18 protein-coding genes are annotated in these 23569 nt (G+C 43.0%); 3 read left to right on the top strand and 15 right to left on the bottom strand.

All coding sequences use genetic code 11. The annotated features are described in order from the left end of the window. Positions 1-45 precede the first annotated feature (45 nt). From nuoN to F991_RS05975, 13 genes are all read right to left on the bottom strand, one after another. Entirely contained in the window at positions 46-1542 is a 1497-nt protein-coding gene (gene nuoN, locus F991_RS06035) for an NADH-quinone oxidoreductase subunit NuoN (protein WP_004669867.1), read from the bottom strand. Between the two features lie 3 nt (positions 1543-1545). Beyond that, positions 1546-3144, bottom strand: a complete 1599-nt coding sequence (gene nuoM / locus F991_RS06030) for an NADH-quinone oxidoreductase subunit M (protein WP_004669866.1) — start codon at positions 3142-3144, stop codon at positions 1546-1548. Position 3145: 1 nt separating this feature from the next. After that, entirely contained in the window at positions 3146-5041 is a 1896-nt protein-coding gene (gene nuoL, locus F991_RS06025) for an NADH-quinone oxidoreductase subunit L (RefSeq protein WP_004669865.1), read from the bottom strand. Continuing rightward, positions 5038-5346 carry an NADH-quinone oxidoreductase subunit NuoK gene (gene nuoK, locus F991_RS06020; protein ID WP_004638057.1) on the bottom strand — a complete coding sequence of 103 codons (309 nt, stop codon included), beginning with the start codon at positions 5344-5346 and terminating at the stop codon, positions 5038-5040. Before nuoK ends, nuoL begins: the two co-directional genes overlap by 4 nt. Continuing rightward, entirely contained in the window at positions 5346-5864 is a 519-nt protein-coding gene (nuoJ, locus tag F991_RS06015) for an NADH-quinone oxidoreductase subunit J (RefSeq protein ID WP_171063453.1), read from the bottom strand. Before nuoJ ends, nuoK begins: the two co-directional genes overlap by 1 nt. Beyond that, positions 5864-6406 carry an NADH-quinone oxidoreductase subunit NuoI gene (gene nuoI, locus F991_RS06010; RefSeq protein ID WP_004669863.1) on the bottom strand — a complete coding sequence of 181 codons (543 nt, stop codon included), beginning with the start codon at positions 6404-6406 and terminating at the stop codon, positions 5864-5866. The genes nuoJ and nuoI overlap by 1 nt, the downstream gene beginning before the upstream one ends. Positions 6407-6424: 18 nt before the next feature. Then, positions 6425-7441, bottom strand: coding sequence for an NADH-quinone oxidoreductase subunit NuoH (gene nuoH, locus F991_RS06005; RefSeq protein ID WP_004669862.1), 1017 nt, complete (start codon positions 7439-7441; stop codon positions 6425-6427). 3 nt (positions 7442-7444) lie between these two features. Next, positions 7445-10129, bottom strand: a complete 2685-nt coding sequence (gene nuoG / locus F991_RS06000) for an NADH-quinone oxidoreductase subunit NuoG (protein WP_004669861.1) — start codon at positions 10127-10129, stop codon at positions 7445-7447. 11 nt (positions 10130-10140) lie between these two features. Continuing rightward, entirely contained in the window at positions 10141-11466 is a 1326-nt protein-coding gene (nuoF, locus tag F991_RS05995; RefSeq protein WP_004669860.1) for an NADH-quinone oxidoreductase subunit NuoF, read from the bottom strand. Continuing rightward, on the bottom strand, positions 11463-11972 hold the full coding sequence (gene nuoE, locus F991_RS05990; protein WP_004669859.1) for an NADH-quinone oxidoreductase subunit NuoE: 510 nt from the start codon (positions 11970-11972) through the stop codon (positions 11463-11465). Before nuoE ends, nuoF begins: the two co-directional genes overlap by 4 nt. 12 nt (positions 11973-11984) lie before the next feature. Then, entirely contained in the window at positions 11985-13772 is a 1788-nt protein-coding gene (gene nuoC / locus F991_RS05985) for an NADH-quinone oxidoreductase subunit C/D (protein ID WP_004669858.1), read from the bottom strand. A gap of 86 nt (positions 13773-13858) precedes the next feature. Next, entirely contained in the window at positions 13859-14536 is a 678-nt protein-coding gene (locus F991_RS05980; protein WP_004669857.1) for a NuoB/complex I 20 kDa subunit family protein, read from the bottom strand. 6 nt (positions 14537-14542) lie between these two features. After that, positions 14543-15094 carry an NADH-quinone oxidoreductase subunit A gene (locus tag F991_RS05975; protein WP_004669856.1) on the bottom strand — a complete coding sequence of 184 codons (552 nt, stop codon included), beginning with the start codon at positions 15092-15094 and terminating at the stop codon, positions 14543-14545. A 395-nt stretch (positions 15095-15489) separates the two neighbouring features. Here F991_RS05975 and F991_RS05970 point away from each other — a divergent pair, with 395 nt between their 5' ends. After that, positions 15490-16908 (top strand): sensor domain-containing diguanylate cyclase, encoded by a 1419-nt coding sequence (locus F991_RS05970; protein WP_004669855.1) that lies wholly within the window; start codon positions 15490-15492, stop codon positions 16906-16908. Between the two features lie 358 nt (positions 16909-17266). Then, positions 17267-17623, top strand: a complete 357-nt coding sequence (locus F991_RS05965) for a hypothetical protein (protein WP_004669854.1) — start codon at positions 17267-17269, stop codon at positions 17621-17623. Between the two features lie 96 nt (positions 17624-17719). On the opposite strand, the gene bfmS is transcribed toward F991_RS05965, so the two are convergent. Further along, a complete protein-coding gene (gene bfmS / locus F991_RS05960; RefSeq protein WP_004669853.1) occupies positions 17720-19360 on the bottom strand; it encodes a sensor histidine kinase BfmS in 1641 nt (546 codons plus the stop codon). An 85-nt stretch (positions 19361-19445) separates the two neighbouring features. Beyond that, on the bottom strand, positions 19446-20162 hold the full coding sequence (gene bfmR, locus F991_RS05955) for a response regulator transcription factor BfmR (protein WP_004669852.1): 717 nt from the start codon (positions 20160-20162) through the stop codon (positions 19446-19448). 523 nt (positions 20163-20685) lie between these two features. Here bfmR and F991_RS05950 point away from each other — a divergent pair. After that, on the top strand, positions 20686-23520 hold the full coding sequence (locus tag F991_RS05950; protein ID WP_004669851.1) for a ribonucleoside-diphosphate reductase subunit alpha: 2835 nt from the start codon (positions 20686-20688) through the stop codon (positions 23518-23520). Positions 23521-23569 lie beyond the last annotated feature (49 nt).

Below are 23569 nucleotides of genomic sequence, written 5' to 3'. Positions count from 1 at the left end.
AAAAAAGCCCCCAATTTTGGAGGCTTTTTTGTACAAATCAGATCATTACTGCTGTTGAGATAACATAAAGTGCAATGGAGAAAGAATTTCTGCCTTCAATGCCAAGTTAATCATCGGATCTGGATAAATACCCAAGAACAATACCAACAATGCAGCACCGAGTACCATGATACCCCCCACTTGTTGACCCCAATGGGCATCAGCATCAATACGTGGTACATCAGGTGGTGTCATATACATGACCACCATCACACGGAGGTAATAATACAAACCGATACCACTACCGACCACGATCATCGCTGCCAAGAACCAGTGCTGAGTTGTAACTGCGGCCATCACAACAAGGAACTTACCAATAAAGCCCGCTGTTAATGGAATACCAGCCAAAGACAACATCATCACCGTTAAAGCGGCAGTCAAAATCGGACGGCGCCAAAACAAACCACGGTAGTCTGCAAGACTTTGTGCTTCATCCACATTGTTATATGGACTGGACATCAATGCCACGACACCAAAGGCACCAATTGTAGTGAGTACATAAGTAATCACATAAACCGTTACGCTACCTAGACTTGCATAAGTCATGCTGATTAAAGCAATCAACAAATAACCAAAATGCGCAATCGATGAATAACCCAAGATACGCTTCAAGTTCACTTGACGTACAGCGAGTAAGTTACCCACCACGATCGACAATACCGCAAGGATGGTTAAAACCGTAATGAGTCCTTGATGTAAAATTGCGCCAGACGTAAGTATGTAACGAACAAACAAACCGATGGTTGCAACTTTGGCGACGGTTGCCAAGAATGTTGCCATTGGTGCTGGTGCACCTGCATACACATCTGGTGTCCATTTATGGAATGGTGCAAGCGAGAGTTTGAATGCGACTGCAAAGACAATTAAAGCCAAGCCCAATAACACCATTGGCTGATCAATGACAGCAAATAATGTCTGAACAGAGTCATAGAAAGACAACGAACCTGTATAGGCATAGATATAAGCCATACCCATCAACAACATTGCAGATGCAGTTGCAGAAAGGACGAGGTATTTAATCCCTGCTTCCAAAGACTGACTACGTTGGTAGGTATATGCCAACATGCCATAAATTGGAATCGACATAAGCTCAAGACTGATGAAGAATGCCGCATAGTGTGAACTTGCAACCATCAACATTGCACCCGCTACTGAAGTCAGTAACAAGATATACAGCTCTTCGCGGTTGTCTTTATAAGTCTCAATATAGGCATGAGACAAAGTACAACATGCCAATGCAGCGATCAAAATTAAGAATTGATAGAGCATGGTAAATGGATCAACCATAAACATGCCCATCACGTTTACTGGAACAAAACTTCCACTAAACACGGTGTATACAATAAAGATTGCCGCAAGGTTTAAACCCACGACCGAGGTCGTGGCAATGAGGTTATGGTGACGTTTGATCGCAATCAATAACATCACCACGATTGCAGTCAATGCCACAATCATCACAGGCACAAGCGGCATAAGCTCAGAAAAAGAAAGTGTGAAGTTCATGATTTATTGCATCTCCACATGTTCAAGTTGAGTTGCTGCCTGCTGAACAGTTTCGACAACTTCTTGTACTGGCATATAACTATTTACGATCCATTGCATACTCGAATGAGATACATCCAAGAACGTTTGTGGGTAAATACCTAACCAAACTAAACCGATCACGCAAATCATCAAAATGCTGACTTCACGTGCCGATAGATCTTTGAGTGGACTTGTATAATGTTGCTTTTGTTCAGGGTTCGGTTCACCAAACAAGGCTTTATGAATCAAGATCAAACCATAAAGACCTGCAAATACCAAACTCACTGCTGCCATGATCGTGAACGTTGGGTAGGCTTTAAATGAACCCATTAAGATCAGGAATTCACCAATAAAGTTACCTAAGCCCGGTACGCCGACAAGCGCTGCCACGAAAAACATCAAGAAGAAAGGCAAGTATTGCAATTGACCACGAAGACCGCCCATTAAGCGCAAATCACGAGTGTGTAAACGCTCATAGACTTGACCAGACATAATAAACAATGCCGCTGATGACAAACCATGTGCCAGCATCATAATCATTAAGCCTTGGAAGGTCAGAATATTACCTGCATAGATTGCAAGTAAAATGAAACCCATGTGTGAAATAGACGTATACGCAAGTAAGCGTTTCATATCTGTTTGCTGGTACGCCAAGAATGCACCGTAGAAAATACCAATCAGACCCAAAATGATTGCGATATCAGCAAATTGTGCTGATGCCGCTGGGAAGAATGGAATCACAAAACGAAGCAAACCGTAGGCTGCAGTTTTAATCAAAATACCCGCTAAGTCCACAGAACCCGCTGTTGGTGCTTGCGCATGCGCATCAGGCAACCAACCGTGTAATGGGAATACAGGCAATTTCACCGCAAAACCAATGAAGAAACACAGCATGAATGCATAGGCAACTTCAGGTGGTAAATGGTTCGCTACAGCAAGTAAGTAGTTGTAATCGAAACCAATCATGCCCGTCATCATGTATCCATAAACCACGAGGCCTAGGATACCGATCAACATAATCAAACCAGCGATTTGAGTATATAAGAAGAACTTGGTTGCAGCATAAACACGTGAACGACCATTCGATCCTTTATGACCCCATAACGCAATCAAGAAATAGATTGGTACAAGCATCATCTCCCAGAAGAAGAAGAACAAGAACATGTCAATCGCAAGGAAGACACCAATAACCCCACCCAAACTCCAAAGTAAGTTTAAGTGGAAGAAACCGACGTTTTTCTGAATCTCGCCCCATGAACAGCCAACTGCAAGTACACCCAGTAATGCAGTCAGTAGCACCATCAATAGAGATAAGCCATCCACCGCTAAGTGAATACTAATACCTAAAGTCTGAATCCAAGGAAGATGAAACTCCGCTGCCCAAACTGGAACTTTTGAGCCAATTTCATAAACGAATGTGCCACTTTGCCATAACGCGATACCTAAACCTAAGGTAATCAGCATACCAATCAAGGCAATCCAGCGCGGTAAATGTTGGTCGAATTTATCTACCAACCAACAAATAAAACCAGCAATGAAAGGAACTAAAATCAGTGCGGGTAAAATTAAATTGTTTTCCATTTTATTTCCCCACAACCTCAATAACGATCAAGACCATCAATAGCACCACGATACCAAGTGACATGCTTGATGCGTATTCACGTAATGAACCTGTTTGACGCGAACTTGTAAAGCTATTACCACCTTGCACAATCGCAGGAAGTACCAGCCACAAACCATCTACTGGATCGCGACCTAAAATTTTCGCAATCAATAAATAAGGTTTTACAAATACAATGTTATATAAAGCATCGAAACCAAATGCAGTACGGCAGATGTGTGCTAAACCTGAACCCAACGATGTTTGAGCAAAAGATTTGACCGCACCATAGGCAAAGACAAACAGCACAATACCAACCACTAAACCAGCAAGCGCAATACCAACCGCTTTTAATTCAACCGCATGCTGTAAATGTGCTAGCGCATCCGTCATTACAAATGCAGGGATACCCGCGGTATTTAACAGACCTTGTACCGGACCTTGCAACAAAGCACCAACGCCAGTTGAAAGTACAGCCAGAATTGCAAGCGGCGCCCAGTAAGTCGCACCTTTGATTTCGTGATATGGGGTCTTTTCTTCACCAAAGAATACAATCCAAATCAAACGGAACGTATAAATAGAGGTTAAGAATGCACCAGCAACACCGACCCAGAATAACATGCCATAGGTCTCAATACCTGTAGTGTGACCATGTGCCCAAACTTGCCATAAAATCGCATCTTTAGAGAAGAAGCCGACTGTGATGAATGGAATCGCCGCTAACGCACCGCCACCAATCGCAAAACATGCAAATAAGAATTTGTTATGCTTGAATAAGCCGCCCATCTTGAAAATGTTTTGCTCATGATGGTAGGCCAAAATAACCGCACCAGAAGACAAGAACAATAACGCTTTAAAGAATGCATGCGTCAACATGTGGAACAGACCCGCTTGGTATGCTTCAGCACCCACCGCCATAAACATATAACCGAGCTGACTCATGGTTGAGTAAGCCAAGATACGTTTGATATCGGTTTGAACCAATGCTGCAAAACCAGCCACCAGCAATGTCACCGCACCTGTAATCGAAATGAATTGCATCACTTCTGGTGCCATTTCCATCACAGAGAACATACGGCAGCACAAGTACACACCTGCTGTAACCATGGTCGCTGCGTGGATCAATGCAGAAACTGGTGTAGGGCCCGCCATCGCATCCGCTAACCACGTTTGGAGCGGAATTTGCGCTGACTTACCTGCTGCACCCAAGAACAACATCAATGCTGTCCAGATCGACAATGAAGAGCTTTGCGTCATCACCGCTGCTGCATTTTCAACAATGTACTGTGTATTCAAAGTACCAAACTGTTGATAGAGCAAGAACAATGCGATCAGTAAAAATACATCACCTACACGCGTTACGGTAAATGCTTTGATCGCAGCCCAACCATTGGCAGGGTTTGAATAATAGAAACCAATCAGCAAGTACGAGCACAGACCTACGCCTTCCCAACCTAAGAACAATAACGCTAAGTTATCGCCCAGTACCAACAACAACATGCTGGCAACGAATAGGTTGAAGTAAGAAAAGAAGCGCGCATAGTCTTCTTCGCCACGCATATACCAAGATGCAAAAATATGGATCAGGAAACCAACACCGGTCACCATTCCCATCATCAGTAATGAAAGACCATCAAGTTGTAGGCTAATTCCCGGCTCAAAACCAGCAACACTGAACCATGTCCACAAGTGTTGAATAAAGACAGTTTCGCCACTATTGCTAAATGCCAAACCTGCAATTAAAGCAAATAGAGCAGATAAACCAACTGACCCCACACCAATAATTGCGGCTACATTTTCAGAAAGTTTGTTACGTCCTGCCGCTAAAAGGATAAAACCAATGAGCGGAAATAAAACGGTTAAATATAATGTACTCATCCGCGCATCTCACTAGCAGCATCTACATCCAAATGATGGAAGCGATGATAGAACTGAAGGACGATCGCAAGACCGATACACGCCTCTGCCGCCGCAAGGGTCAAGATCAAGATGAACATGACCTGTCCATCTGGTTGCGCCCAAACACTGCCCGCGAGAACGAATGCCAATGCAGCAGCATTCATCATCACTTCAAGGCTCATCAACATAAATAATAGGTTGCGTCGCACCATTACACCGTAAAAACCCAGTGCAAAAAGGATGGTTGCGACAATCAAACCATGTTCTAAAGGGATGTGTCCCATTATTCTTTATCCTCTTCTGCACCTGGTTCACGTTTGCCTAGATGGAATGCTGCAACTAAGGCTGCAAGCAATAACATCGCGGCAACTTCTACCAATAATAGATAATGCGTAAATAATGCTTGTCCTACTGCTTTCGGACCCACCACTTCACGCCCCATCACTGCACCCGAAGTCGTATAGTCACTACCCAGCATCCAGACTAAAAGCAAGCCCATGAGAAAACTCATCAATGCAGGAAATGCCCAAGCATCAGAGCTTAACCACTTACTCTCTTGTTCAACGGTGTCTTGACCAACATTTAACATCATGACCACAAACACGAACAAGACCATGATCGCGCCCGCATAAACGATGATCTCAAGCGCAGCAGCGAATGGTGCGCCGACGATCAGGAAAATACCTGCAACAGCAAGAAGTGACACGATCAAACTTAAAAGTGCATGTACAGGATTCGTATTGGTCACAACACGAATAGTCGAAACAATGGCCACAAGTGCCATCAAATAAAATGGCCACATCATGGTAATAAGCTCCGTACATCGATTGGTGCACTTTCTTTTTGTGCTTGACCTTTGCCTTTACCATCAATCGCCATACCAGCAACACGGTAGAAGTTATAGTCAGGATATTTACCCGGCCCAGAAATCAATAAGTTTTCTTTCTCGTAAACCAAATCTTGACGTACATATTCACCCAATTCGAAATCTGGGGTCATCTGAATCGCAGTTGTTGGGCAAGCTTCTTCACACATACCGCAGAAGATGCAGCGAGAGAAGTTAATACGGAAAAACTCTGGATACCAACGTCCATCTTCTTTTTCCGCTTTCTGTAATGAAATACAACCCACAGGACATGCAACCGCACAGAGGTTACATGCCACACAACGCTCTTCACCATCTGGATCACGCGTCAATACAATACGACCACGAAAGCGTGGAGGCACAATTTGTTCTGCTGGTACTTCTGGATATAAAATCGTGTCACGTTTACGCGTTACGTGGCTAAACACCATCCATAACGAACGTACAATCGATCCGAATCCAGCTAGAATTTTATACATTTTGTACTCCCTGCTGTCCTAGGCCTGATTCATCAGAATCACAGCACCAGTCACTAACAAGTTGACCAACGCCAATGGCAAACAAACTTTCCAACCAAAATTCATTACTTGGTCATAACGCGGACGCATTAACGAGCCACGAGCCAAGACAAACATCATTACAAAGAATGCTGTTTTGATAATGAACCAAAATACGGGTGGAACAAATGGAATTTCTAAGTTAAATGGTGCAAGCCATCCGCCGAAGAATAAAGTCACGATCAAAGCAGAGATCAGCACCACGTTGACATATTCAGCAACGAAGAACATCCCCCACTTCATCCCACCATATTCGACATGGTAACCCTCTGCCAATTCTTGCTCAGCTTCAGGTTGGTCAAATGGATGACGATGCGTTACCGCAACGCCTGCAACCACAAAGATCAAGAAACCTAAGAATTGTGGAATGATGAACCACATATCACGTTGTGCTTCAACGATTTCACGGAGGTTAAATGAGCCTGCAATCGCAACCACACCCATTAACGAAATACCCAAGAACACTTCATAAGAAATGGTTTGAGCCGCAGAACGTAAACCGCCCAATAATGAGTATTTGTTGTTCGATGCCCAACCGCCAAACAACACGGCATAAACTGCAATACCTGCCATTGCCATAAAGAACAATAGACCGATACTCATATCTGCTACGCCCAACATCGGACTCACAGGAATAACCATGAATGAAAGTACCGCAGTTGCCATCGCAACTGCTGGTGCTAAACGGAAGGTTAACTTATCTGCAAACTTTGGTGTCCAGTCTTCTTTAAACATGATCTTGAGCATGTCGGCAACGATCTGGAACATACCACCTGGACCAACACGGTTTGGACCATAACGGTCTTGCCAGAGCGCCAAAAGACGACGTTCAATAAACGACATCAATGCCGCGACCAACACCACAACCAGCAAAATGACAATCGCTTGAATCACTGAATACGCGATTGGCCATTGATCAGCCCAAAGTGGCGTTTGACGTATAAATTCTTGATTCATGAATTACACTCCTACTGCCACAGACACAGGCTCAGCCAATGAAACTGTTGGTGCTAAACCAATTGGATAACCAATATAACCCGTTGGTAAATATTCAATCACTTGTACAGGTAAGCTAATGCTGGTTTCACCCGCCTTAACCGTAATACGTTGACCATCTTGAACATTTAAACGTGTCGCATCTTGTTCAGCCACTGCAAACATCGCTTCAGGAATACGAGACTCCATCGCAGGTGTTTTAATCGTGAACTCACCAGAACCAAAAATATGGTGCATTGGTACAAGACGGAAACTTTCAGGATTCACCACAACTGCTGTCGGTGCAACATAGCTACGTGCTGGACGCTTGGCTAAACGATCGAATAATCGCACACCTGAATCACCACCTTTTAAGTGACCACCCACTTCATCTTGGTATTTGTTCCAAGCTTGTGGTGAGTTCCACCCCGCAGCCCATGCAAATGGAACTAACGATGACGCATTCTGTGTGCCAACATAACCTTCCATCGAATAGGTCAATGCAGAATCTAGATCAGTCGGTTGTTTTGGCTCATGTACAGAGATTCCAGCTCGCATCGCAGTACGACCCGAATAACGACGTGGTTCACGTGCGATTTTCAAACCATGAACACGATAGCCAGCATCTGGTGCAACATCTTGAATCGCTTCGAGTGCTGGAACATTCTTCACAATGTCATCAATCACATCATCAAGAAGCGTCCAGTCAACCACTTTACCTTTCATGCCCGTTTCAATGGCATGTAACCAGCGCCATGATTCTTTGATCGCATAATCAGGTTTGTAGTAGCTTGGGTCATAGACTTGATAGAAACGTTGTGCACGACCTTCTTGGCTTACTACCGTACCATCACCCTCAGCAAAACTTGCTGCTGAAAGGACGATATCCGCCAATTTCAAGGTTTCAGTTTCGCTGTGGTCGAGTACGATCACTGTTTCAGCTTTATCTAGCCCAGCTTTGACTTGTGCAACAGGTAAACGACGCGTTAAATCATTTTCAACAATCACAACTGCATCGAAATCTTGTGCAAAGGCTTGTTCTAAACTTAAACCACCAAACAATGCCAAGCCCATTGAGTTCACTTCAGGAACCGTCAAGGATAAACCTGCATTTCCACCCAAGTTTTGAGCAACTTGTGCTGCTGCTTCCATGATTGCAGGATCTTGCAGACTCGTACCAGAGATAATCAATGGCTTGGTGGCTGCTTTCAATGTGTCAGCAATGGTTTGCGCAAATGCTTTTGCATCATCAGCAAGACCTGTAAGTACTTCACCTTTAACCGCAGCCGCAACCGCAAAGCCTAAACGCGCGATGTCATTTGGTGATGCAACCACTTCACCCGTTGCCACATCCGCTAAACGCGTTTGTGTTGCAGCAAGGATGTAAATTGGAGATTTTGCATCTTGACCAATACGTTGTACAGGCTCAGCTAACCAGTCTGGTGTGCGTGTTTTAGCCGCCATTTCTTTGGCTTTATTTTTCGCAGCTTGGCGAACAGACAAAGCCATACGTGGCGCAGTTTGCGTTAAGTCTTCACCCAAGATCAACACTGCATCATAGCTTTCAATTTCACGCATGTTCGGGTTATGAATACCCTGTGTTTGCATGATTGACGCAGCCAATTCAACCAGATTTTGCTCTTTTTGCGACATTCCTGTTGAATAGTTGTCTTGTCCAACCAATTCACGAAGCGCGTAGTTTGATTCCAAGCTTGCGCGTGGTGAACCAATTCCTAACACTTTCTTGCCTTGAAGTTGGCCAATCACTTGATCAAGTGCTTGATCTACAGTCACAGTTGCAGCAGCGTCACCATTGCGGAACTGTGGTTGACGAGGACGATCTTCGCGGTTGACATAGCCAGTACCGAAACGCCCTTTATCACACAGGAAGTATTGGTTCACTTCACCATTGAAGCGGTTTTCAACACGACGGATTTCGCCATAACGCTCACCCGGTGAAATATTACAACCAGAAGAACAGCCAAAACAGACGCTTGGTGCGTACTGCATGTCCCATTTACGGTTATAACGAGCCGAATGTGTTTTATCGGTAAATACACCCGTTGGGCAGACTTCCGTCAAGTTACCAGAAAACTCAGACTCTAAGGTTCCTGATTCTGGACGACCAAAATACACACGTGATGCATTGGCAAACACACCAAAGTCTGTACCACCTGCGTAATCTTTGTAGTAACGCACACAACGATAGCATGCGATACAACGGTTCATCTCATGCGCAATAAACGAACCCAACTCTTGGTTATGATGGGTACGCTTGGTAAAGCGATAGCGACGACGATCGTGCTGCGTCATCACCGTCATATCTTGTAAATGACAGTGCCCACCTTCTTCACAGACTGGACAGTCGTGTGGGTGGTTGGTCATTAAGAATTCAACGATCGATGCGCGAAACTCAGTTGCTTCTTTGTCTTCGATTGAAATATAGGTATTGTCGGTCGCAGGTGTCATACATGACATCACTAAACGTCCACGTGTGTCCTCAGGATTTGCATACTGAGTCACCGCACATTGACGACAAGAACCAACTGAACCTAAGGATGGGTGCCAACAAAAATACGGAATATCAAGCCCGAGAGATAAACATGCTTGTAGCAAGTTCTCAGAACCATTGACTTCGTACGATTTTCCATCGACATGAATTGTAGCCATAGTCGAATTCCTTAAACTTGTTCTACGTCAAGAGCTGGAGCATGGGTTTTAACCTTCGCTTCAAACTCATGGCGGAAATATTTTAATGCGCCCATCAGTGGTTCCATCGCACCCGGTGCATGGGCACAGAAAGTCTTACCGATCCACAACTTTTTAGTCAGTTCAGATAGATGTTGAATGTCTTCCATCTTCCCTTTACCATCTTCAAGTGCTTTCAATGCCTTAACAGCCCAAGGTAGACCATCACGACACGGTGTACAAAAACCACAAGATTCACGCGCAAAGAATTCTTCTAAATTACGAGTCGCTGAAACCATACATTGGGTTTCATCTACCACCATCAGCAAACACGTTCCTAAACGAGAACCCGCCTTCATAATGCTTTCTGCATCCATTGGTAGATCAATATGTTCAGCAGCCAAGAAATCTGTTGATGCACCACCCGGCAACCATGCTTTCAGGGTTAAACCATCACGCATACCACCCGCATGGTCTTCAATCACTTCACGTGCAGTGGTACCAAATGGAAGTTCCCAAAGTCCTGGGAATTTCACTTTACCTGACGCACCATAAATCTTGGTGCCTGGGTCTTTGGATTTATGCGCAGAAAGATTGATATACCATTCAGGACCACGCAGCATAATCGCTGGCAAGTTATTGTAGGTCTCAACGTTATTTACAATCGTTGGACGACCCCATGCACCTGCTACTTGTGGAAATGGTGGTTTCGTACGTGGGTTAGCACGGCGACCTTCGAGCGAGTTAATCAATGCGGTTTCTTCACCACAGATATAACGCCCTGCGCCTGTATGCACGTGCATCTCGAAGTTCCAGCCCGTTCCTAGGATATTTTCACCCAAGTAACCTTTGGCACGGATTTGCTCTAATGCTTCATTTAAGTATTGAGCTGCTTCAACATATTCACCACGAATGAAGATATAGCCATGTGTCGCTTCTAGGGTATAACCCGCGATCAGCATCCCTTCAATCAATTGATGTGGAAGTTGTTCCATCAACAAACGGTCTTTAAAAGTACCCGGTTCCATTTCATCAGCATTACAGATCAAATAACGTGGACCACCATCATTGGGCGCCATTAATGACCATTTAATTCCTGCTGGGAAACCTGCACCACCACGACCTTTTACGGTTGCAGCTTTGACCACTTCCAATACATCTTTTGGTGGCATACTGAGTGCTTTTTTAAAGCCTGCATAACCTTCAAGCGCTTCATAATCATCAGCAGCACGAACATGTGCTTGCTTACTCAAACGCCAAGTCAATGGATGTGTTTCTGGGTTACCGTCGCCATAGATTGGTTTTGGTTCAGTATTCATACATACTTCTCCAATAACTGTTTGACCGATGACACATCCACTAAACCGTGGGTATCTTCATCAATCATTAAAGTTGGACCTTTGTCACAGTTGCCTAAACAACAAATTGGCAGCAAAGTAAAACGACCATCTGCTGTGGTTTGTCCATACTGGATTCCCAACTCACGCTGGAACGCCTCTGCCAACGTTTCTGCACCCATCAAGAAGCAAGCAATAGAGTCACACAATAAAATCACGTGACGGCCTACAGGCTGGCGATAAATGCGGTTATAGAACGTTGCTACACCTTCCAAATCGGCCACACTCATACTCAACAATTGCGCAATGGCATTCATTTGAGCGTCATCTACCCAACCATTACGGCGTTGTACACACTTGAGCGCATCCAATGATGCCGCACGTGGGTATGGATAGTGATCAATGTGATGTTCAATGTCATGGATTTCTTCAGCAGTCAAAATCCCTTCAACATTCACACGAGGTTTTTTATCAGTCAAAATCATCATTATCGTTTACCCCTAGCGATCCACGTCAGCCATAACCACGTCAATGGTTGCCAAATAGATGATCAAATCAGAGACCAAGCTACCATTAATCACTGAAGGCATTTGCTGTAAGTGAGTGAATGTCGGCGTACGGATACGAGTACGGTAGCTCATCGTCGACTTATCAGACGTGAGATAATAGGTACTTGCCCCTTTCACCACTTCAGTCATAAACGATGCTTCACCTGCTGGCATTACAGGACCCCATGACACGCTCAAGAAGTGCGTAATCAAGGTTTCAATATCTTGTAAGGTCTTGTCTTTTGGTGGTGGAACAGCCAATGGATGATCCGCTTTGTATGGACCAGAAGGCATATTATCCAAGCACTGTTGAATAATTTTCAGTGACTCAGTAATTTCACGGAAGTGAACCAGAACACGCGCGTACGCATCGCCTTCATATTCGAGCGGCACATCAAAATCGAAGTTTTCATAGCCGCTATAAGGACGATATTTACGGACATCAAAATCAATACCCGTTGCACGTAAACCTGTACCTGTCACGCCCCAAGCCAACGCAGATTTCGCATCGTATTGCGCAACATTGCGGGTACGACCGATAAATACTGAGTTTTTAAGTGCGGCAGTGTAATACTCGTTCAAACGCTTTGGCATCCATTCCAATAACTCTTTAACTAGTTTTTGCCAGTTATTTGGAAGATCATGTGCCGTACCACCGATACGGAACCATGCAGGGTGCATACGGTATCCCGTAATCGCCTCAACGATGTCATAGACTTTTTGACGATCTGCGAACATATAGAATACTGGCGTCATACCACCCGCATCCTGAATCGCCGTACCACAGAATAATAAGTGGTTATTGATACGGAACAATTCGTTCAACATGACCCGAATCACTTGGGCACGTTCAGGAACTTTGATTCCTGCCATTTGCTCTACAGCCATCACATACGGCATGTTCTGAGCACAACCACCCAAGTAGTCCACGCGGTCAGTATAAGGAATGAAAGAATGCCATGTTTGACGTTCAGCCATCTTTTCCACACCACGGTGGTGATAACCAATATCAGGCACACAGTCTTTCACTTCTTCACCGTCCAACTGTAGAACCACACGGAATGCACCGTGCGCAGATGGATGGTTAGGACCTAAGTTGAGGAACATGAAGTCTTCATCAGCGTTGCCGCGTGTTAGACCCCAATCTTCTGGTACAAAACGTAAATGTTCTTGTTCGAAGTCTTGCTTGGCTTGGTCTTGCATATACGGCGTATATTCTGTCGCACGAGCAGAATATTCTTTACGTAACGGATGACCTTCCCAATAGGTTGGTAACAAAATACGACGTAGCATTGGATGCCCTTCGAAATTGATCCCAAACATATCGTAAGCTTCACGCTCGTACCAGTTTGCATTTGGCCAAATATTGGTTGCCGTTGGCAGGTTTAAATCATTTTCATTCAAAGCCACTTTGACACGAATATCACTATTACGCTCAAGTGAAAGTAAATGATAAAACACAGTGAAGTCAGATGCAGGTAAACCATCACGATGAACACGTAAACGCTCATCCATCGCAGATAAGTCAAATAGCATGACATAAGGACGTTCTACTTTACGTAAGAACATAAGGACTTCTTGCACGCGTGCGCGCTCAACCCAGACTGTTGGAAACTCTTCAAAAGTCGCCTGCACGTAGAAGTTCTCACCAAATTTATTTTTGAGCTCTTCTACGATTGCAAATGCTGGGCGTGAATCAACTGGTGTTGACTCTGGCATAGCAATGTCAGTTTCAGCCATTGGTTTGGCTTCCTATTCAATACAAATTCTGGCAATTTTTTAGATGACCATACCCATCAGATATGTCAAAAACTCATCTTCAAAAATTATTTAATTTCATCCATAGAGCGCAAGTTTTTCACCGCAATACGTTCCGCATTTTTACGATCGCGTTCTGGCATCATCTTTGGCTTATACACAGGCTGAAGATCATCACCAATTACGGCTGAAAGTGGGCGGCGCTCAAGTTGAATTTGGTCTTGTAATAACATTAAAGCTTGGATCAATGCCTCTGGGCGCGGAGGACAACCTGGGACGTACACATCAACAGGAATAATTTTGTCTACACCTTGAACCACAGAATAGATGTCGTACATGCCACCAGAGTTAGCACAAGCACCCATTGAAATGACCCATTTAGGCTCAAGCATTTGTTCATACAAGCGTTGAATTACAGGTGCCATTTTGACAAAGCATGTTCCTGCAACAATCATCAAATCAGCCTGACGTGGTGAAGCTCGAATCACTTCTGCACCGAACCGAGATAAATCATGTACGCCAGTTAATGTGGTTGCATATTCGACGTAGCAGCAAGAAGTACCAAAGTTAAATGGCCACAAAGAGTTTTTACGACCCCAGTTGACTGCTGTATGCACAGCATCTTCTAGACGAGTCATCATCACACTTTTATTGACTTCTTCCTCAAGTGGATCAGTTACGATTTGACGATCTTGTAATGGATATTGATCGGCATCCGGATTCGCACGGGTTAAAGTATATTTCATCCCGACTTACTCCTGTTCAGATGATGAGGTAGTCGGTGTTTTAGACTTAACACGACCAGAAGACTGCGCTGGAATTTGACCAGTAGGATCGATCACCAATTCTTCAATGTTATTGAATCGAGTAATGTCAGCGATATTCATATTTGGCGAACCAATCTTAGTTTTCACACCAGCCGCTTTACGACGATCTGAAGGTGCCCAGTTAAGTCCACCTGTAGAAAGCTCATAAATCAAACCAATAAGTAATACTAAAATAAACACTGCGGCAGTGATAAAGCCAACCCAACCAACTTCACGGACAGAGGTTGCCCATGCATAGAGGTAAAGGGCTTCTAAATCAAAAACGACAAAGAAAATCGCAACGAGATAGAACTTGGCTGACAAGCGAATACGAGCACCGCCCGCACTTACTACACCTGACTCAAACTGTTCTTGCTTGGCACGTCCCCAAGCTTTACCCCCAAGGAGTAAAGGAACGGTCAGCATAAAAACGCAAAGAAATGTAACGCCGATCACGAAGGCAATAATCGCCCAATCGTATGGAGTAATGGCACTCATGCGGGGATAACTCCTGGCAGGCCTATTTTTAACAAAGAATGTATGTATTGGCCTTCAAATACACCAAACACAAAATTAATTCCGCCAATTGTACCTGATTTCTAATTTCGCATGCTAGTTGAAGCGCTTTAGTCTTTCGGATGATTTTGTCCTTAAAATTACAAATATATCCAAGATCATGGTTAATTCACCCTTAAAAATCGAATTAACAAATCAAACATAGCATGTTAATCATTTTTTTCTTTACTTATGTACCAAAAACTATCGCAATCTATGGTCTATGCTCAGAATTAATGCTCCATGCACTAAATCATTGCATTAATACAAATTTATGATGAAAATTTAAACAAAATTTATATAATAGCGCGACCAAATATCTAAGGAAACGCGTCAGAATGGCTCAATCAAGAGTAGCATTAAAGCCCCTGTCGCTTTTCCAATTATTTTTAATATTTACGGGTGTGATTTTTTTGTGTTGCTTACTCGGTATCGCAACACGACAACTCAACTTTCTTGCTTCGTTCTGGCCTGCCAATTCAGTGCTTTTGGGTTTGCTGATTCGCTTCCCACAGACACGCCATCCAATTAGCTTTATCGGCGCAATCCTTGGCTACCTCCTCGCAGACGGTTGGCAAGACACACCTCTTCTATTAAATATTTGTTTAACCTCTGCCAACTTAATCTATGTACTGGTCACACTTGCCCTCTACATAAAATTTAACGCCTTTATTCGCTCAATGCATCAAGGCTATTTCTATTTATTTTTATTTAGTTTTTGCTGTATTGGCGGATTATCGAGTGCCTTATTTGCAGCGATTACACTGCCTTTTTTTGAGACTAAGTTTGCTTTAGGCTCGTTCTGGCTTGATTATGGACATTGGTTTACAGCAGAAATTCAGAATGCACTCTTACTTTTACCCGCCATCATCAGCACACCGTATTTAGCCAAATTTAAACAACAACTCAACGCATTTAAATCTCAAATTATTCTAGAAAGCTTACCTTTGGTTGCAGTCGTTATATCAATTGTGATTGCCTACTATGATGCGGGTCCTGGCTCATTACTCTATCCGATTGCGCCATTGATCTGGTGCGCGCTGAGATACCCCCATTTTTCAGTGGCAATTATCACCTCTATAAGCTGTGCTTTTATCATTCATCACGTCTCCCAACATTATTTATTACTTTATCCAGATCAATATCTAAATAATACGATCTCTATTCGTCTTGGGCTGATTATGATGACCATCGCGCCGCTAACGGTTTCCAGTATCAATGTGGTGCGATCTAAGTTGATTCGAGAGCTACAACACACGATTGCTCATGATGAGTTAACATCCAGCTTAACCAGACGTCAATTTCTACAATCCCTACAACTTTTACAACAACAAGCCAAAAATGCAGGTCAAACAACAGCCTTCTTGATGCTCGACATCGATCACTTCAAACAAGTCAATGACAACTACGGTCATCTCATCGGAGATCGCGCCCTGCAAAGCTGTGTAAAAACCATTCAATCGCTTTTAAAGCCTCAGGACTTGATCGGACGTTTAGGTGGTGAGGAATTCGCTATTTTCTTAACCAACACCAATGCCGACACAGCCTACCAAGATGCTGAAAGAATCCGTCTACACGTAAGTCAAACGCCAATTAAACTGGAGCATCACCAAACTTTTTCAATCCAAATCAGTATCGGAATTTTTGTTTGCTCTGCTGAAAATCGACATTCAATTGAATACTTATTTAAACAAGCGGACGACGCACTTTACCAAGCCAAAAGACAAGGACGAAATCAGGTGGTGATTTCGACATAATATGTTGCAATTCAGCTAAATACTTTAATTATCTTTTTACACAGCTTCGTCAATAGATCGGTATTCTAAAGAAAAGGGGCTGTTGATATTTCATCCATGTCTTGCGTTATAGGCTAAAACAACTCAAACAAGGCATGAAACGCAGACAATGGCGATACCCTTATCAAGTTTCATAACGAAGTTTGGGGCGGTTTTAGCCATAACCCTTTGGGACAGGAATATTTTTTACTGCAACAGCGTTATATTTTGCTTATTTAGAATCACTAAATTTCGCAAATTATGCCTTGTATCAGTAAAAAATATCCTCTGTCGCAAGCATCTGTGAAATATCCACAGCCCCTATAATAAGGAGAAAAATATGGATCTAAAATTCGCACACCACTCAGATTATTTCTTTTTTTCACAATTACTCATGCGTCATATTGAGAATTACGTCCGTAAACACCCAGATGCAGATAACGCAATTTTTGATTTAAGGGATATTTACGAATTATTTAGAGAGGATTTTGCATCAACCACAACAAATCTTGAAGGAATTCTTAATATTGCAGATGCCTATCGAGTAGAAACCATAAATGGAGATGAACGACTGATCCAAAGCTATAAAATAGACGTTAAAAACAATTCTTTATTGGTTGATTTTAATGCAGATGCTTTACAAAGTTTAAGATCAGGTCGCCCTTTAATCGAACCTGATTCTTCTCTACAGGAATAGACCAACGCTATATCTTTCAAAGATACACGATAAAGCCAAAGCAAACAGTGCTTTGGCTTTTAGTTACGGCATTTTATCTGGGTATTTAAGTGCTGATTATTTCTTTAAGGTTTGCTTATAACGTTTTGCAGGCCACGTCATCATAAAGCGCGCACCGCCTAAGTTTGGACTCTGATCCACATGAACCTCGCCACCAAACCAATACGCAATACGACTCACAATCGATAGACCTAGACCATAACCACCTGAAGCACGGGTACGACTATCATCTAAACGTGCAAAGGCTTCAAAGATCCGCGCTCGCTCTTGCTCAGGGATACCCGGACCATCATCCTCCACACACACATAAGCATTGCCGTCAGCACGAACACCGCCACTAATACGCACCTTATGATCACAATAGCGAACTGCATTGCCCACTAAGTTTTGCACCACACGATGTAAATATCGACGTTCAGCATCCACCTTCAATACCAATGAAGGGGCAATCAACTCAATCTCTTTTTGTGTTTTCAGTGCCTCAGTTTCCATCGCAACTTGATCAAGCACTTCAACCAATATGATTTCTTCAAAATCAAGAGATGGGGTTCCCTGCTCAAGTTTGGCATAAGTCATGATTTCATCAATCAAGGTATTCAGTGCTTCGATATCCTTATCAATCATATCGACTTGTTGAATCCGATAATTATAATCATCTTCTTCAGCCAACATTTCCATCCCAAAGCGAATGCGCGCCACAGGTGTTCTAAGCTCATGCGAGACGGCCCGCATTAATTCCCGCTGCGCTTCGATCAGACGCTGAATATGGTCTGACATATTATTATAACTGGATGCCAAGTTTGCCATTTCATCCGTACCTTCAATCGGTACACGCAAGGACAAATCACCTGACTTCATCTTATTCAAGGCATGGCGTACCTGACGGATTTTGCGCTCTAAAGGCAAAATCAATCCATACACACCCAAACTCAATAAGAATAAGCTAAATAGGGTAATACCTGCTGAAAGCTGGAAAGGCATCCAATTAAACATTGGCACTGGACCCAGTAGCAAAACGCGTGCTGGGTGATTTGGCATCGGTGAAACAATCGAAATGGTTGTGCCCCGTATGCTGGCACTGTCTTTATACAACAACACACTTTGATCTTGACGCAAACGACCGATCTGTTCTGAGTCTAAGTTAATGTCTCGAATATCTAAAATTTCAATTGGATAATAAAAGTGCTCTTTAATTTTCTCTAAATACTCTCGCTCCTGCCCCGGATAAAAAATCAAATAATCCAAGACAAAAATAGGCAGCGCCTTCATTTGACGTTCGCCGAGTTTATCGACTTTTATATAGAGGAAATGCTGAGGATCATCTTTCAGACCAATAATGATATAACCGACGCCATTATTTGCATCATAACGAACCACGGATTTTTGCGCAGCGATACGTTTCTTTTCAGTTCGAGAAAGCTCGACTCGCGCTGCATCCACATAATAAATGGGCAATTCCAACAAGTCGGATGCATCGGAAATCCAATCTAATTTTTGTTGTTTTTCTGGTTGACGAGATACCCCCTCACTAATTACGTAGGAAATACCATCCGTGAGAGACTCACGATATTCTTGCGCACGTTGATAGTTAATGATTTGTACCAGCAAATAACAAAATGCGGCAACCACAACCACCAATACGACCAATCCAGCATAAATTCGCAAGAATATGCTGTTCTTAAGTACTCGACTCACCATAAGGGAAATGATTCCAAATTATTCAACAACTTCTCCTTGTCAAAAAAGAGAAACCCTCCCTTATGAGAAAAGGAGGGGCTGAATTTTACATCCCATTGGTTTCTTTAACGAATAAATAACCTTTACTACGTACGGTCTTAATACGTTTCGGATTTTCTGGATCATCGCCGATTTTTGGACGAATACGAGAAATACGCACATCGATTGAACGGTCTTGACCATCGTACTCAATACCACGTAGACGCTCAAAGATATCTTCACGAGACAAGATACGACCTGCGTTTGATGCCAATAACCACAATAGGTCATATTCAGCACTGGTGAAATCAACCAGTTCACCATTTAAGGTCACTGAACGACCACCGTTATCAATCACAAGATCGTCAAACTCGATACGTTGCGCAACTTCATCTTCAACTGTTTTGTCGGTACGACGTAGCAAAGCACGGATACGAGCCAACAACACACGCGGTTGAACAGGCTTCGCAACGTAATCGTCTGCACCCATTTCCAAACCAAGTACTTGGTCCATATCTTCAGTACGCGCTGTCAACATCAAAATCGGTTGATGATAATGCGGACGCACTTCGCGACAAACGGTTAAACCATCTGCACCAGGCAACATCACATCAAGTACAACTAAATCTGGTTGCTCGCTGATAATTCGACGAATCGCACGGTTACCGTCAGTTTCGACCCCAACTTCTAAACCGTTACGGATCAAATACTCTTGTGTTAAGCGTGCTAAACGCTCATCATCTTCTACGATTAAAATTTTCGGTAACTTTTCTTCTTGGCTCATTTGTTTGCCCCTAAAATTTGGCATATACATTGGTTCATGTTTTGCAATATACACACGTTTACATTGTAAACAAGTAGCCGTTCACCAAACTGATACACGCCTACCTCATTTTGTTATAATTTTATTAAAATTATGAATTTTAATGGCTTTTTCAGTTTTTTATGCTTCTCTCCAACAAAATGAAAAATAAGTATAAAATTTGTTCCAATGTTAAACAATTTGTTTCTTAGTTGGTCAAAAAGAATTTAAGTGTTTGTTTTTTGAGTTATCCACAGAGTTATCTATACGGCTTTTTGAAGGGCTTTGCTATGCTATGTGTCTGTGAAATCAGCAGTTAAAACATGAAAAAAACTTTAGTAAAATGTCAATATTGATCTACTGCTAAAAATACCGTATCTTGTGTTTAAAATAAACTTTAACCACTAAGTCTTGTGTTTATCCCTCAAACATCGTGGCATATTTTTTGCTCGATTCAAACGGTCTATGAACATAAAAATATAGATGATAATGGAGCTATGCTGACATGAGCATCATCACTTCTACACCCGGCCAACTTCAGGTAATTAAGCGCACTGGTGAAATTGCGACTTTTAACGCTGAAAAAATCTCTGTTGCGATTGGGAAAGCTTTTTTAGCTGTTGAAGGTCAACAAGGTGCTGACTCTAGTCGCATCCATGACCGTATCACGCAACTGACTGAGATGGTTCTGAATACATTTAATCGCCGTTTACCATCAGGTGGTACGATTCATATCGAAGAAATTCAAGATCAAGTTGAATTGGCATTGATGCGCACAGGCGAGCAAAAAGTTGCACGCGCTTATGTGATCTATCGTGATCAGCGTGCAACTGCGCGCCAGCAAACTGGGGCAAACCACCACCCGACACTTCAAATCATTGATGCTAAAGGTCAACTGCAACCGTTAGACTTAGATGCACTGACCACCACGATCGAAACTGCAAGTGCAGATTTGGAAGGCATTGATGTACAAGCCATTGTCGATGAAACGGTTAAGAACTTATATAACGGCGTCAAAGAGAGTGATATTGCCACCACCATGATGATGGCAACACGTACCCGCATCGAACATGAACCAAACTACACCTATGTGACGGCACGTTTGTTATGTAATGAGTTGGTCAGCACAGGCTTAATCTTCTTAGGTTTACCAACCGATACTTCGGAAGGTGATGCTTTAGAAACCTTCTTAAAGAAAGGGATTGAGCTCGATCTACTCTCACCTGATCTTCTTAATTTTGACCTTGCAAAATTGGCAGCTGCGATTCAACCTGAACGCTCAAACCAATTTACTTATTTAGGTCTACAAACTTTATTTGACCGTTACTTTATCCATTCAAATGGCGTGCGTTTTGAATTACCACAATTATTCTTTATGCGTGTGTCGATGGGTCTGGCGGTCAGTGAAGAAAATAAAGAAGACCGTGCAATCGAGTTCTATAACTTACTGTCTAGTTTCGACTACATGGCATCTACGCCTACCCTATTTAACTCAGGTACATTACGCCCACAACTTTCAAGCTGTTACTTGACCACTATTGGTGATGACTTGTATGACATTTATGGTGCAATGCGTGACAACGCAATGCTATCAAAATGGGCTGGCGGTTTAGGTAATGACTGGACACCTGTTCGTGCGTTGAACTCATATATCAAAGGTACGAATGGTAAATCTCAGGGTGTTGTTCCATTCCTGAAAGTGGCCAACGATACCGCAGTCGCTGTCAACCAAGGTGGTAAACGTAAAGGTGCAGTATGTGCGTACCTAGAAACTTGGCACTTGGATATCGAAGAATTCCTAGAGCTACGTAAGAACACCGGTGATGATCGTCGTCGTACTCACGACATGAACACTGCAAACTGGGTGCCAGACCTATTTATGCAGCGTGTATTTGAAGATGGTGATTGGACATTATTCACCCCTTCTGAAACACCAGATTTGCATGACTTGACGGGCGCTGCCTTTGCTGAGCGTTATGCTTACTACGAAGGCATTGCGAAAGAAAGCAATATGCTTCATAAGAAAATCCGTGCGAAAGACTTATGGCGCAAAATGTTGTCTATGTTATTTGAAACTGGTCATCCTTGGATCACATTCAAAGACGTATGTAACTTACGCTCACCACAGCAACACGTTGGTGTAGTGCACTCATCAAACTTGTGTACAGAAATCACCTTAAATACAAGCCAAGATGAAATCGCGGTATGTAACTTAGGTTCGATTAACCTTGTAGAACACGTTAAAGGTGGTGTGCTCGATCGCGAGAAACTTGCTCGTACCATTAAAACAGCAGTTCGTATGCTCGATAACGTGATCGACATTAACTACTATGCAGTTCCACAAGCGAAGAACTCAAACTTGAAGCACCGCCCTGTCGGTATGGGTATCATGGGCTTCCAAGATGCACTATATGAAATGGGCATCGCTTATGGTTCTGATGCAGCCGTTGATTTTGCTGATGAATCAATGGAAGTGATTAGCTACTATGCAATCCAAACTTCGAGTGATTTGGCTGTTGAGCGTGGTGTGTATACAACATTTAAAGGTTCATTGTGGGATCAAGGTATCCTTCCAATCGACTCTTTAGACCTTGTTGCAAAAACTCGTCCAGAGCGTATGTTTGAAGTTGACCGTACTCAACGTTTGGACTGGGACACATTACGTGCCAAAGTTCAAAAAGATGGTATGCGTAACTCGAATGTGATGGCGATTGCACCAACGGCAACCATTTCAAATATTTGTGGTGTGTCTCAATCCATTGAGCCAACATTCCAAAACTTATATGTGAAATCAAATCTTTCTGGTGAATTCACTGTGATCAACCCATACCTCGTTCGTTCATTAAAAGAACGTGGTCTGTGGGATACCGTGATGGTCAATGACCTGAAACACTTTGAAGGTTCTGTACAAAAAATTGCGCGTATTCCTGAAGAGTTGAAAGCAATCTTTGCGACTGCATTTGAAGTGGATACACGTTGGATCGTTGATGCTGCGTCTCGTCGTCAAAAATGGATCGATCAAGCACAATCATTGAACCTTTATATCGCTGGTGCAAATGGTAAGAAACTTGACATCACCTATAAGATGGCATGGTTACGTGGTCTGAAAACGACTTATTACCTCCGAGCTTTGGGCGCAACCTCTGCTGAGAAATCAACGATTAATACGGGTGCACTCAATGCAGTGAAACCAGCATCGGCTGAAGCTCCTGTTATTGCAGCACAAGTTGTAGAAGAGAAGAAGCCAGAAGCTAAAGTTGAAGAAGATGGTTTCACCACTGCGGCTCCAGTGCCAATGGCGTGTTCAATCGACAACCCAGACTGTGAAGCTTGTCAGTAAAATTCTCCTAAATCCCCCTTTTCAAAAGGGGGGCTTAATTAAAAGGCAG

Origin of the sequence: Acinetobacter sp. CIP-A165 (assembly GCF_000367985.1) — a bacterium.
GTDB lineage: Bacteria > Pseudomonadota > Gammaproteobacteria > Pseudomonadales > Moraxellaceae > Acinetobacter.
Note: the sequence above shows the minus strand (reverse complement) of the source record. Positions and strands in the feature narration are given on the sequence as shown.

What these genes read in the sequence shown, in the direction of transcription:
- F991_RS05980 (WP_004669857.1), bottom strand. Translation starts at nt 14,536, where the DNA reads ATGAAATATACTTTAACCCGTGCGAATCCGGATGCCGATCAATATCCA.
- nuoN (WP_004669867.1), bottom strand. Translation starts at nt 1,542, where the DNA reads ATGAACTTCACACTTTCTTTTTCTGAGCTTATGCCGCTTGTGCCTGTG.
- bfmS (WP_004669853.1), bottom strand. Translation starts at nt 19,360, where the DNA reads ATGGTGAGTCGAGTACTTAAGAACAGCATATTCTTGCGAATTTATGCT.
- nuoE (WP_004669859.1), bottom strand. Translation starts at nt 11,972, where the DNA reads ATGATGATTTTGACTGATAAAAAACCTCGTGTGAATGTTGAAGGGATT.
- nuoI (WP_004669863.1), bottom strand. Translation starts at nt 6,406, where the DNA reads ATGTATAAAATTCTAGCTGGATTCGGATCGATTGTACGTTCGTTATGG.
- F991_RS05950 (WP_004669851.1), top strand. Translation starts at nt 20,686, where the DNA reads ATGAGCATCATCACTTCTACACCCGGCCAACTTCAGGTAATTAAGCGC.
- F991_RS05965 (WP_004669854.1), top strand. Translation starts at nt 17,267, where the DNA reads ATGGATCTAAAATTCGCACACCACTCAGATTATTTCTTTTTTTCACAA.
- F991_RS05970 (WP_004669855.1), top strand. Translation starts at nt 15,490, where the DNA reads ATGGCTCAATCAAGAGTAGCATTAAAGCCCCTGTCGCTTTTCCAATTA.
- nuoM (WP_004669866.1), bottom strand. Translation starts at nt 3,144, where the DNA reads ATGGAAAACAATTTAATTTTACCCGCACTGATTTTAGTTCCTTTCATT.
- nuoK (WP_004638057.1), bottom strand. Translation starts at nt 5,346, where the DNA reads ATGGGACACATCCCTTTAGAACATGGTTTGATTGTCGCAACCATCCTT.
- nuoH (WP_004669862.1), bottom strand. Translation starts at nt 7,441, where the DNA reads ATGAATCAAGAATTTATACGTCAAACGCCACTTTGGGCTGATCAATGG.
- nuoF (WP_004669860.1), bottom strand. Translation starts at nt 11,466, where the DNA reads ATGAATACTGAACCAAAACCAATCTATGGCGACGGTAACCCAGAAACA.
- nuoG (WP_004669861.1), bottom strand. Translation starts at nt 10,129, where the DNA reads ATGGCTACAATTCATGTCGATGGAAAATCGTACGAAGTCAATGGTTCT.
- nuoL (WP_004669865.1), bottom strand. Translation starts at nt 5,041, where the DNA reads ATGAGTACATTATATTTAACCGTTTTATTTCCGCTCATTGGTTTTATC.
- bfmR (WP_004669852.1), bottom strand. Translation starts at nt 20,162, where the DNA reads ATGAGCCAAGAAGAAAAGTTACCGAAAATTTTAATCGTAGAAGATGAT.
- nuoC (WP_004669858.1), bottom strand. Translation starts at nt 13,772, where the DNA reads ATGGCTGAAACTGACATTGCTATGCCAGAGTCAACACCAGTTGATTCA.
- nuoJ (WP_171063453.1), bottom strand. Translation starts at nt 5,864, where the DNA reads ATGTGGCCATTTTATTTGATGGCACTTGTGGCCATTGTTTCGACTATT.
- F991_RS05975 (WP_004669856.1), bottom strand. Translation starts at nt 15,094, where the DNA reads ATGAGTGCCATTACTCCATACGATTGGGCGATTATTGCCTTCGTGATC.